Origin of the sequence: Streptomyces sp. NPDC020965 (assembly GCF_044333555.1) — a bacterium.
Classification (GTDB): domain Bacteria; phylum Actinomycetota; class Actinomycetes; order Streptomycetales; family Streptomycetaceae; genus Streptomyces.
In genome coordinates this window covers 135,655-148,159 of sequence record NZ_JBIRRE010000008.1, presented here as the reverse complement: position 1 = coordinate 148,159, position 12,505 = coordinate 135,655, and the positions used below count along the sequence as shown (strand labels likewise).

General features: G+C 70.9%; 7 protein-coding genes. 3 read left to right on the top strand and 4 right to left on the bottom strand.

Annotation, left to right across the window (positions count from 1 at the left end; translation table 11 throughout):
* Nucleotides 1-104: 104 nt before the first annotated feature.
* Nucleotides 105-3,191: an AMP-binding protein gene (locus ACH4S7_RS23950; RefSeq protein ID WP_398523299.1), complete on the bottom strand. Its 3,087-nt coding sequence runs from the start codon at nt 3,189-3,191 to the stop codon at nt 105-107.
* Between the two features lie 595 nt (nt 3,192-3,786).
* Between ACH4S7_RS23950 and ACH4S7_RS23945 the strand changes: the two genes are divergently transcribed.
* Complete coding sequence (locus ACH4S7_RS23945) at nt 3,787-4,824, top strand: polysaccharide deacetylase family protein (protein WP_398523298.1); 1,038 nt, start codon at nt 3,787-3,789, stop codon at nt 4,822-4,824.
* A gap of 136 nt (nt 4,825-4,960) precedes the next feature.
* Here the strand turns inward: ACH4S7_RS23945 and ACH4S7_RS23940 are convergent, their stop codons facing one another.
* From ACH4S7_RS23940 to ACH4S7_RS23930, 3 genes are all read right to left on the bottom strand, one after another.
* Entirely contained in the window at nt 4,961-6,247 is a 1,287-nt protein-coding gene (locus tag ACH4S7_RS23940) for an SGNH/GDSL hydrolase family protein (protein ID WP_398523297.1), read from the bottom strand.
* Between the two features lie 372 nt (nt 6,248-6,619).
* Nucleotides 6,620-7,339: a polysaccharide deacetylase family protein gene (locus ACH4S7_RS23935; protein ID WP_398523296.1), complete on the bottom strand. Its 720-nt coding sequence runs from the start codon at nt 7,337-7,339 to the stop codon at nt 6,620-6,622.
* 291 nt (nt 7,340-7,630) lie between these two features.
* Nucleotides 7,631-8,266, bottom strand: coding sequence for a ScbR family autoregulator-binding transcription factor (locus ACH4S7_RS23930; protein ID WP_398523295.1), 636 nt, complete (start codon nt 8,264-8,266; stop codon nt 7,631-7,633).
* A gap of 1,354 nt (nt 8,267-9,620) precedes the next feature.
* Here ACH4S7_RS23930 and ACH4S7_RS23925 point away from each other — a divergent pair.
* Together ACH4S7_RS23925 and ACH4S7_RS23920 are read left to right on the top strand one after the other, a co-directional pair.
* On the top strand, nt 9,621-10,601 hold the full coding sequence (locus ACH4S7_RS23925) for a DUF1702 family protein (RefSeq protein ID WP_398523294.1): 981 nt from the start codon (nt 9,621-9,623) through the stop codon (nt 10,599-10,601).
* Nucleotides 10,598-12,502, top strand: coding sequence for a CRTAC1 family protein (locus ACH4S7_RS23920; protein ID WP_398523293.1), 1,905 nt, complete (start codon nt 10,598-10,600; stop codon nt 12,500-12,502). Before ACH4S7_RS23925 ends, ACH4S7_RS23920 begins: the two co-directional genes overlap by 4 nt.
* The last annotated feature ends 3 nt before the right edge of the window (nt 12,503-12,505 follow it).

Here is a 12,505-nt window from a genome sequence, read left to right as displayed (position 1 = left end):
TCGTGAGGTCGTGAGGTCGTGGAGTGGGAGACGGGAGCGGGGGAGGGGAGGGGAGGGGAGGGGAGGTCGTCCCGGCACCGCGGCCCCTGGGACGGGGCCGCGACTCAGTGACCGGCTGCGGTCAGCGCGGTCGTGAACCCCTCGGCCAGCTCGGCGATGTCGGCCTGCGCGAAGGCCAGCGCATTGAACTGGATCCAACAGTTCAATCCGCCGTCCGGCTGTTCGACGACGGTCAGCTCGGGAACCCCGAGGTCACCGCCGGGTAGTGGCCAGGGCACGGTGGTGCCGCGCGGCAGTACCCAGGGCTCGCAGAGCAGACCGGGCAGATGGGCGTCGGCGGCCCAGTTCTCGTAGCGCAGCCAGGCCGGGAACGCCACCACCGACGGTTTGAACTCGGAGTACGGGTACAACTGGTGGTCCAGCGCACCGGTGGCGGCCAGCCGCACCCGCTCCGCCAGCTCGGCGAAGCCCGGCCCCCCGGAACAGTCCACCCGTAGCAGCAGCGACTGCACCAGACAGCCGACCGCCCGCTGCGCCTCGGGCCTGGTCCTGCCGGGCACCGGAGTCATCAGCACCAGGTCGGACTGGCCGCTGCGGGTCGCCAACAGTCCGCTCCACAGGGTGGCGACCGCCATGAACGGGGTGACCCCGAGGAGCCCGGCCCGCTCCCGCAACCGGCCGGCGGGTGCGGCGGCCACGGTGAACGGATACGCGGTGGTGTGCACCTGCTCGACGGCGCGCCGGCCGGGGAAGGGGTCGACGGCGGACGGAGCGCCGTCGAGCGCGGCGGCGAAGTGCCGGCGACCGGCCGGCCAACGGGAGTTCGACCAGCGGACCAGGTCCTGGTACGGCATGGCCTGCTCGGGCAGCCGCGGTGTCCGACCGCGTCGCAGGGCGTCGTGGCCCAGCCCGAGTTCGTGCAGGAGGACGCCGATTGACCAACCGTCGGCGACCATGTGATGGACCGCGAGCAGCACGATGTGGTCCTCGGCGCCGCGGCTGACCACCAACAGCCGGGCGGTCGGGTCCTCGCCCAGATCGGTGAGGCGGTCCCGCTCGGCGATCAGCAGCGTGTTCACCTCGGCATCGGTGGCGCCGGGCGCGTCCAACAGGGTGATCCGGGACCGGGGTTCCTCGTCCAGTACGGTGCGGACCAGCCCGGGGACATCGCCGGGGACCGGCACGAACCGGGTGCGCAGCGCCGGGTGGCGCCGGACGACTTCGGTCAGCGCCCGACCGAGCGCCTCCCGGTCCAGTCGGTCGGTCACCCGGAAGAGCGCGGTGACGGCGCCCACGTCGCGCCCGGACTCCTCGGCCATCCAGTCCAGGAAGTTCTCCTGCTGGCTGGTGAGCGGAACGATGTGTGGCTGGGCCCGTAGCGCGCGGAGGAAGGGCGGGATCGCCTGGTCGGCCTCTTCCGCTTCCTTCGCCTCGTCCGCCTCGCCGGTCCGCGCCGGTGCGGCGGTCGTCGCGCCCGCCTCCAGCCAGGCGGCCTGCGCCCGCAGCGACGGACGGCCGAAGACGAGCGCGGAACCCGCCTCGACCCCGAACCGCTCCGAGACGGCCGCCGCCAGTTGGACGGCCCGGAAGGAGTCGCCGCCGAGCGCGAAGAACTCCTCGGCGACATCCCCCACCGGGCGGCCCAGCACCTCCTGCCACAGCTCCGCGAGCCGCAGCTCCGTCGCGGTGGCGGGCGGACCCCCGACCGGCCGTGCGGCCGACGGTGCATCGGGGGCGTCGAAGACCGGGCGCAACCGGTGCTTCAGCACCTTGCCGGTGGCGTTGCGCGGCAGGTCGGTGGCGAACAGGATGCGCACCGGGAGTTCGGGGCGGCTCAGCCTGGTGCTGAGGAACAGCCGTAGTCCGTCCAGGTCCAGCCCCTCGGCCGCCGGCACCACCACAGCGACCGGCACCGCGCCCATCACCGGGTGCGGAACGCCGAGCGCCGCCGCGTCGGCGACCCCCGGGTGCTCGTGCAGCGCGTCCTCGATCCGCAGGGTGGAGACCTTCAGCGCACCGGACTTGATGACATCGCTCTCCCGATCCACCAGGTAGAGATAGCCGTCCGCGTCCAGCCGCCCGAGGTCGCCCATCCGCACCCAGCCGTCCCGGAAGACTCCGGACCCGGCGGCCGGGTCGCCGACATAGCTGCGCTGCGGTCCCGGCTGGCGCAGCCAGACGTCGCCGACCTCACCGGCCGGCAGTTCTCCGGCGTCCGCGTCGAGGACGCGCAGGTCGCGAGGGTCGGTCGGGCGGCCCACCGAGCCGGGCCGCGTCAGATCGACCACCATGGAGAGCTGTGCGGGCACTGCCTCCGCCGAGGTGTACACATTGACCACGGTGGCCTTGGGCAGCGCCTCGGTCAGTGCGTGGGCGACGGGCACCGGCAGGGCGGCGGCCGATGAGCTGAGCAGCAGCACGCTGGACAGGTCGCGGCGGTCCGGCACACCGGAGTTGAGCAGCTCGATGGCCATCGACGGCACCAGGAAGACGGTGCCGATCCGGGACTCCTCCACCGCCCGCCCGAACTCCTCGGCGTCGAAGCGCGGCAGGACCACGGTGGTGGGTGCGCCGGTCAGGGCGCCGAGCAGCATCATCTGGCCCGCATTGGTGCCGATCGGGAAGGCGTGGATGGCGTGCCGGGAGTGGGCGTACGGGCGCGGGCGGGGGTTGAGCCGGTGACCAGCCGTGAGGTTGGCGTGCGAGGCGAGAACTCCCTTCGGGTCACCGGTGGTTCCGGAGGTGCCGACCACCTGGGCGGGGTCGTCGGGCGCGGGCCGGGCAGGTGGTTCACCGTCGCCGGGCGGCGTGGCCTCGACGGCGGCGAGGGTGTGGTCGGTGACACCGGGCAGGCCGGGCAGATCGGTGCCGCGGAGTACCGCGCCGGCCCCGCACAGTTGGGCGAGCCGGGCGGCCTCCGGCTCGGCCAGATCGGCGCGCAGCGGCAGTGCCGCGGCTCCCGCGTAGTGAACGGCCAGGAACGCCACCGCGTACTGGTCCCACGCCCGGTCGGCGAAGCGCAGCGCCACCAGATCGCCGGGCCGTACGCCCGCGTCCGCCAGACCCCGGGCCGCCCGTACGGCCCGCTCGCGCCAGGCTCGGTAGGTCAGCGTGCCGCCGCCGTGCACCTGGATGGCGACGCCGTCGGGTTGACCGGCGGCCCGGGAATCCAGCAGGTCGGGGACGGTCAACGGAGTGGGTGAAGCGTTGATGGTGCCCTCCAGGAGCGGTGGCCTGCTGGGGAATTGACCCTGGAAATCTGGTGATACGAGAGGTGGTCATGGGCATAGCGTGCGGCCACCGCCCATGGGTATGGTCTGGACCATTCGGCGGGGCACGCGAAGAATAGCGCGCTGTGTCGCAACTGTGTGGTCCTGTTGGAGAGTTCGTGAAGATTGATTGGGTCGGCCCTGGTGGGCCACCCTTGGCCCGGTGCGTATGAGGGCCGCGGTGACACCCTTCCTCGGGAGGGCGCAGGCGTGCGACGGGGGGCTCGTGGGGGGCTTCCTGGATCCGGAAAGGCCCGATATGACGGCAGTCACCACCCGTACTCACCCGTACACCGCCATCCGGCACGAGAACGCGCCACGACCACCGTCGGCCGCCGGCACGCTCCCTCTGACCCTCTGACCCCTCTGGGCCCCCGCCCCCGCCCGCGCCGGATGTCGTGTGCCGGATGACGTCTGCCGTGCGCCGCGGGAGAGTGCAGCGGGTTCACCCGGCTCCGGCCCGGGGCCCCGTCCATCCCCGACGCATCAGAAACGCCCTAGCGAGTAGGAAGAACCCATGCTGTACGCGGGAATCGCCTGGACCGCCGACGGTTACGACGTCGAGCTGATCGACGCCGGGGGAGACCGGGCGCTCCCTCCGACGAGATGGGGCGCGGAACGGGTGCCCGAGCTGACCCGATGGCTCGGCGGCGCCGGCCGGGAGCCCGGACTGCCGTGCGTCATCGTCGTGGAGAGCACGAACGGACTGGTGGACGGCGTGCTGACGGCGGCCGGGCTCGACGTCTACCGCGCCGACCCCTGGGTACTCCCCGAACGGCCCGCCTTCGGCTCCGTATCGGCCCGCGCCCTGGCTGACCGGGCCAGAACCGACCTCGCCTCCCTCTCCCCGCTGACCGCGGAGGGCGGCGGGCAGTCCGGGCGGGACGACGACTACCACGACGGGATCCGTCGCAGCGCGTCGGTGGAGTCGGCGCTCACGCTGGCGGGCCGCTGCTTCCGGCACGGCGCGCGTGACCGCCAGGAGATCGCCCTCACCTTCGACGACGGGCCCGATCCGGTCTTCACCCGGCAGGTCCTCGACATCCTCGACCGGTACGGCGTGCGGGCCACCTTCTTCTGCGTCGGACTGCACGTCAACGCACTCCCCGACGAAGTGCGGCGGATCACGGACGCGGGGCACGACATCGGCAACCACACCTGGTCGCACCCCTTCCTGCCGGATCTGACCGCCACACAGTTCCGGCTCCAGATCGAGCGGACCAGCGCGGCCTTCGAACGGTCGGTCGGCGAGGCGCCGACGCTGTTCCGCCCGCCGTACGGTGCGCGCACCCCGGAGGCGCTGGGCGAACTGCTCCCCGACGGACCGGCCCTGGCGCTCTGGGACGTCGACTCCTGGGACTGGGCCAGGCCGGGACCCGAGAAGATCACCAAAACGGTTCTGGACCACGCACGGCCGGGTTCCATGATCCTGATGCACGACGGCGGGGGCGACCGCCGAGAGACCGTGCGGGCACTGCCCGCGGTCATCGAGGGGCTCCTCGAACGCGACCTCCGCTTCGTCCCGGCCGGCGAGCTGAGAGCCATGGCCATGTGACCGGAGCCCGGCGCCCCGGCCCACGGAATGCCCCCGGGCCGGGGCGAGCGCGGGTCACCTACCGGGCGGATGAGGACCGTCAGTGCTTCCCCCCGGCGCATCAGAATGACGCGTCCACCACCCGCCGACGCTCCCGCTACGGCAGGTGCTCGCCCACGGCCGCGGCCATCGCCGCCATCCCCGCGTCACTGGGATGGAGCCCGTCTCCCGAGTCGTACGCGGGGGCCATCTCATCGCCGCGGCCGGGTCGCGGATCGGCGAGCACCCGGTCGAGGTCGACCACCGCGTCGAACTCCCCGCTGGTGCGGATCCAGTCGTTCACCGCATCGCGGACCTCCTCCTTCCGGGGGGTGTAGTAGGCGGCGTACCCCTTGAACGGGGTGAGGGTGGCTCCGACCACCGTGACTCCGCGCCGGTGCGCCGCCCGGATCAGCGCCCGGTGCCCCTCGATGAGTTGCTCGGCGCTGACGGCGGGAAGGCCGCCGCACCCACTGTCGGGCAATCCGCCGCGGCCGATGTCGTTGATGCCCATCAGGACGACGGCGGTACGGGCCCCGGCCCGGTCGAGGACATCGTGGCGGAAGCGGGTGAGCCCCTTGTCGCCGAAGCACGGGGAGTCGGCGAGGAGCGCGTTGCCACTGATCCCGGAATTGACGACGTTCAGGCGCCGCCCGTCGGCGAGCAGCCGCTCGCCGAGCCGGTCGGGGTAGCGGCGGTCCGTCCCCGGCGTGGAGCCGTAGCCATCGGTGATGGAGTCCCCGAAGGCGACGACACCGCCTTCGTTCCGCACCCCCCGCACCTCGACGTCGGAGAGGAGGTAGTGGGACCCACTGGTCTCCCCGAAGGCGTCACCGGAGGTGTGGTGGGTACGGTCACCGGCGGCACGGTACGCGGTGGTGAGACCGAGTTCGTGGAAGGTGACGGGACCGGTGGCGGCGGCGAAGTACAGGGTGACGGTGAGCCGCTCCCCGGGCCGTACCCGCATCCGTACGGGGTCCGAGTACCGCTCCGCCCCGATGGCGACGACCGCGCCATCCCGCTCGCCGAAGCGCAACTCCCGGACGGACCCGGGGCGCACCGCCGCACCCTCGCCCGCCCTGGCGACCGTCGCCCGCGCCAGGTGGAGCGGCTGCTTCCCGTACCGGTTGGAGAACCGGATCCTGAGCTGTGCGCCCGCGGCCCCGACCCGGACCACCTGCCGGACGCTCTGGTCGGTGAATCCGTCCCAGGACCAGCCGGGCCAGGTCCACGGGAGGGGCGGTACGGGGTGGTGGAGGGCGGCACCCCAGGCGCTGGTCCAACTCCCCCCGTCCGCGCCACGGTTCCGGTCCGCCATGACCGGGGCGGGAGCCATCGCCACCGTGGCCATCACGGCCGCGGAAACCAGGGCGGACGAGCGGACGCGTCGGTGCCGTAAACGCACGGGGGACTCCTTCGGTGCCGGGTGGGGCGGAACGAACCTATCCAGCATCCGCCCGGAAGGGGAACAGGGCGCGACGGGTGGCGGTCCGCCCGGTGCGACTTCCGCTCGCAGGCGGGGCCACCGGGCTCACTGCCGGCCGGCGTGCTCCTGTTCGTCCGCCCCCGGGTGGTGCGGGGCCAGGCCCGCCGACCACGCCCACGCCCCTGGCAGTCCGCGCGTGACGGAAGCCCCCCGGCACAGCGCCGCCGACCGTCTGGGCGGCTCGGCCCGGACGGCCGGCGGCGGATGGTCCGGCGGCGGATGGTCCGGAGGCGGAGGGTGCGAACCGTTCGCGGTACGGGTCACGGCCTCCGCGGAGGCGGAGAGGCTAGGTCACCAGCGCGCGGCCTTGGCGTGGAAGGTCAGGCCCGGCCATGCCTCAACCGGCGTGGCCGAGCGCACGATCTTGCCCGCGCACAGTCCGCGTTCGGCGAGGCCGTCGACAATCTTCGGAATGGCCGCGAGCGTCGTCTGTAGACCGTCGTGGAGCAGGATGATGCCGCCCGGCCGCACCGTGAGCGCATTCGCCACGATGGTGTCGGTGGAGATACCGCTCCAGTCGACCGTGTCGGCCGTCCAGATCACCTCGGTCATCCCGAGCCGCGCCGCGTCCTGCCGGGTCCGCGCGTCGGTGCTCCCGAACGGCGGCCGGAAGAGGGCCGGCGCCCGGCCCGTCTGTGCCCGGATGATGCGGCTGGTGTCGCGCAGTTCCGCGAACGCGGCGGCCGGGTCGAGTCCGACGAGATCCGGGTGGGTGTACGAGTGGTTGCCGATCCGATGGCCATCGGCGGCGATCCGTCTGGTCCCGTCGGGCTGGGCCTGGGCCAGTGTTCCGGTCACGAAGAACGTGGCTCTGACCCGCCCGGCGTCGCGCAGCGCCTTCAAGTACGCGGCCGTGCTGGTCGTGGGGCCGTCGTCGAAGGTGATGGCCACATAGCCCCCGGAGCACTGACGCCCGGAGTCGGCCTGCGCGGCCCCCGGTGTCAGCGCGAACGACATCAGGGCCGCCAGGGCGGCGCCGAGCCATATCCGCGACCTGCCTCGCTTGTTCATGCCGAGCTTCCTCTCGATCGATGGATCGTCGTGGCAGGGGAGGCTCAGAACAGCTCGAAGCGTCGGTTCACGCAGCACGTGTGGTGTGCTCCGGCCCCATGTGCCGCTCCACGCCCGCCCCTTTGACGCGAGGCCGGATGCACTCGCACGCCCGTGCGAGCTCCGGCCGGGCACCATTGAACGCGAGCGGGTGGTGCTGCGGAGCGGTAATCCAGGATCTCGCACAGCCTTCCGCCGGCCGGCGGGGAGTCAGCGCGAGCCGCACCCCCTGTCGGTGGCAGGGGGTGGGGATCAGGAAGGGCGCGCCGGTGTCAACTCCGCGTTCAACCCGGCCAGACGGTCCGCGGGCACCAGGCCCGGCAGCAGGGTGAGCCAGAGGCCCGTCATCTCACCGGCGAGGTCGTCGTCCGACCTGTCAGCGCCGGGGATGTGCGCGAGCGAGAGCCCGGTGAAGGCCGCCAGGATCAGTCTCGCCGTCCGCCCGGTGTCGACGCCGGGCAGTAGGTTGCCCTGTTCCCGGGCCTCGGAGAGCAGTCGCGTGCACGTGGTGAGCCAGCAGTCGAGCGGCCGTGGCAGGGCCGGGCCGCCCACGGTGTGCTCGGACATCAGGCGCATACCGGCTCGCATACCGGCTTCCCGCTGGTAGCTGTCGACGATCTGCCGGGACAGTTCGAGCAACAGCCGCAAAGAGTCGGGGTATTGGGGGCGCAGTCGCGTCAATAGCTCGGGCCAGGGGGCGTAGTGGGTGTCGATGACCGCGGCGGCCAGCGCCTCCTTCGTGGGGAAGTGGAAGTACAGCGCACCCTTGCTGACCTCCAGGCGCGCCACCACGTCTTCGAGGCGGGTCTCGGGGTATCCGCGTTCCGCGAAGGCCGCCGCCGCCGCTTGGATGAGGGCGTCTCGTGTCGTCTCAGACCGCTTGGTCATGCTGTCCGCCGTTGTCGTCGGGTGAACGTCGGGAAGGTCGCCCGGTGCTTCCCCGTCCGAGTGCGTGCCGGGGTGCCCGGTGGTGGAGAATTTCGCACGACGTCATTCGTACGAACTCACCCGCGCCGGCGCTCCGTCACTCGGACGCGCCCACGGGGGTGAAGCCGCTCTCCGGTCCACGCGCCGGAAGCGGTGGGCCGGAGAAGGTCATTGCCCGGCATCTGCGTTGTGCCGCTCGCTATCAAGCGATTCGACGGCAGTCGCAAGGACTCCGGTATATCTGAGAACCTCCTGGCCGGTCGTCTGAATCGCCTTGTTTAATACGGGAGTTCGGAATTCTTTCCTTACCAGGGCCGGCTGGTACGACATGACTACCACATCACGCGGACGGGCCGCGACCTCCCGCCAGCCGTGATGGCCTTGATGTATGGGTGTCCCGCCGGCTGTCGGGCGGGCCCCGCTCTGCGCTCCGTATCGGGCCCATCGGGTGCGGCGGGCGGGTGTGCGCACGGCTGACCTGCGATATATGCGAACGGCTTCCGATGAACCGCGAGGCGACCGCCGGTGGGATCCGATAGAGCCGGGGCGAACGGGGCCGGATGGCGGTTCGGCATTCTGGAAGACGATGTGCCGGAACCGGACCGCCGTGTTTGGCGTTGCCGACTCACATGACTCCGAAAGGGATGTCCGCGGCATTCCGGTCCGCCGCAGAGAAAGTGGCGCAGTATGTCCCCTGGACTTCTCCCGTGCGTCGGTGCCCCTGGCGTTCCCGTGGGAGTGCGGGAGCGGGGTGGGCGTGAGGTCCGCCGCACTCGGGGGTGGGCTGGCCGGGGGAGGCGCATGACGGCACCGGCCGGCTCGGGTCGGCCGGCGCCGATCCGGGCGTCGGCCGATGGACCGCTACTTCCCGCGGGGCGGGCATACGCCTGGAGAGATCCATCAGAGGCGCCTGAGGTGTCGGGCGCCGGCCGATACAGCGCACGCGCGGAGATGCCGGCCCCCCGTCCCTGGTCCCACGATGGTCCTTTGCGTCGCATGTCCATGACACGCCATGGAGAGGAGACCCCTCATACCGAACGATTCCGCCCCGCCGTACGGGCTTCTTGACGGCGCCGGCGCCCCCTGCCGTGGGCGAGCCGGCCGGGGGGCCCGGGTTCCCGTACCGCGGCCGGCCGCCACCGAGCGGTCGGGGGGACACCGTACCGACGGGGGTCGCACGCGCTTTTCGCGCGGGTCGCCCGCCGACGCGAGTTGAGCACTATTGAAGTAGACGCCGCTTCGGTCCCCTGTGAGGATTCGAAATCGCGTCACCCCGGATATCCGAGAGAACCTCAACGAGGGGCGGTAGAGTGCGATGTCGGCTAGTTTACGCGCGCTGAGGCGTCGTATTCTCACACCCAGTACGTCGGCTGTGAGCCTCGATAAGAGGGGCTTCCACAAGAAGGATCCGGCCGCTCAGAAACTCCTGGAATCCGTCGGTCTGGGATTCCTCGAAGGCTATGGTCACGCCGTCGAGGCGCGCACGCTGGCAGAGATGGAGCATCGGCTGGCCGGAGTGCCGATGGAGCTCCGCGGGTTCGCGTACGAGGGCGCGGCCATGGGCTGCACCATGCTCGACGCGCTCCCCGGCAGCTCCGGTCGGCGGTTGGCCGGACTCCTCTCCGGAGAAGGCCGTCACCATATCTATATGGCCTATGTCGGGATCGGCTGGGCCATGGCCAGACTGCCCAGGTTCATGTGGCCCGATCTGACGCGCACCTCTCCGCTGCTCAGATGGCTCATCCTCGACGGATACGGCTTCCACCAGGCGTACTTCAGCACCGAGAAATATGTGCACGGTCAGTTCCAGGACCCCTCCTTCCCCTGGCGCGCCGGCCCCGCCTCCTATGTGCACCGCGCCATTGACCAGGGGATCGGCCGGGCACTGTGGTTCGTCGGCGGCACCGACGCCGATGTGGTGGTCACGCTGATCGAAGGGTTTCCCGAGGGGCGCCGGCCCGATCTCTACGGTGGCGCTGGGCTGGCCGCGACCTATGCCGGCGGAGCCGAGGAGGCCGAGCTGAGCCGCTTGTTGGAGCGCTCCGGACGCCACCGTTCCCGAGTGCAGCAGGGTGCGGCGTTCGCGGCCGAGGCCCGTGAGAAGGCGGGCGTGACCGTGGCCCACACCCACCTCGCCACCCGGGTCCTCTGCCGGATGGACCCCGAGGCGGCGGCCCGGCTGTGCCGGGAGACGTGTCCCCCCGATTCGCCGGCTACCGGGGGATACGCCTATGAGGAATGGCGCCAGCGAATAGTCGATACGTTCGTTTCACAAGGGGGTGCTGGAACGTCATGACCGTGCGGACCCGAATGCGCAGTGAACTTCCTGGAGTTCTCGCTCTCGTTCTCATGGTGGGTCTCTTCTTCGCCGTACGCCCGCCGTCTCCTTCGGCGGCGGAAGTGGCGCGCATGGCGGACGGCTACGCCTTCACACCGCAATCCATCGCCATGCCGTCGGGATACCCGCAACAGTCCATCCGCAAGGTGAACAAGGACTACAAGCACATCGATGCGTGGATCTCGTCGGTCGGCGCGAGCATCGCGATGAACGACGTCGACGGCGACGGTCTCTCCAACGACCTGTGCACCACCGACCCCCGTATCGACCAGGTCGTCCTGACACCCACACCGGGCAAGGGCGCGGACCGCTACCGGCCGTTCGCGCTGGATCCCGCTCCGCTGCCGATGAGCAGGGTCATGGCACCGATGGGCTGTAACGCCGGTGACTTCAACGAAGACGGAAGCATCGACCTGCTCGTCTACTACTGGGGCCGGACCCCCATCATCTTCCAGGCGAAACCAGGCATCGACGACCTGACCGCCGCAGCGTTCGAGCCCGTCGAGCTGATGCGCGACGTGGGCGTCACGGAGTACACCGGGCCGCAGTGGAACAGCAACGCCGCCACGGTCGCCGACTTCGACGGTGATGGGCACGACGACATCCTCATCGGCAACTACTTCCCCGACAGCCCGGTGCTCGACCCGTCCAAGGACGGCGGTGTGCAGATGAACGACTCGCTCTCCCAGGCCAGGAACGGTGGCGAGGACTTCATCTTCCGCTGGACCGAGACCGGCTTCGAGAAGGTGGACGGCGCGCTGCCCAAGTCCGTCAGGACCGGCTGGACGCTCGGCGCGTCCGCCACCGACCTCGACGGCGACCAGCTCCCCGAGCTCTATCTCGTCCATGACTTCGGGACCTCCCGGCTGCTGCACAACACCTCAAGCCAGGGGAAGATCAAATTTAAGGTGGTGGACGGCCCGCGCGACCCGATGACGCCCAAGTCCAAGCAGCTCGGCCGTAGCTCCTTCAAGGGGATGGGCGTCGACTTCGGGGACCTCGACGGCGACGGCCTCTACGACATGTTCGTCAGCAACATCACCACCTCCTTCGGCATTCAGGAGTCCAACTTCACGTTCATGAACACGGCCAAGGACCAGGACGATCTGCGCGAGTCGTTCCAGAACGGGGTGGCGCCCTTCGAGGACCGCAGCGCACCCCTGGGAACGGCCTGGTCCGGCTGGGGCTGGGACGTGAAGATGGGCGACTTCGACAACAGCGGCGAACTGGAGATCACCCAGGCCACCGGGTTCGTCAAGGGCAAGACCAACCGCTGGCCCCAGCTCCAGGAGCTGGCCACCTCCAACGACATACTGACGTCCGACCCCGACTGGTGGCCGCACGTCGGACGCGGCGACGACCTCAGCGGCGACCAGACCTTGCGCTTCTGGGAGAAGGGCGAGAACGGCCGTTACGTCAACCTCGCCGGCAAACTCGGCATGGCCGTGCCCACGCCCACCCGCGGTATCGCCACCGGTGACGCCGACGGCGACGGCCGGCTCGATATGGCGGTCGCCCGGCAGTGGGGCGAGCCCGTCTTCTACAGCAACCAGAGCCCGGACACCGGCGATTTCCTCGGCCTGCGGCTCACCCACCCTTCCGGTTCCCCCGTCGTCGACGCCCAGGCCACCGTCACCCTGCCCGACGGTTCCCAGCGGATCAGCCGGGTCGACGGCGGCGGCGGCCACTCGGGCAAGCGCAGCCATGACATCCACATCGGCCTCGGCGACGACGCTGAAGGACCGCTGAAGGTGCGGCTGCGCTGGCGGGACCGGGCCGGCGTGACACACGACCAGGACCTCCGACTGAGCAGCGGCTGGCACTCGATCCAGCTCGACACCGCAGCGAAGGAGAAGTGACGG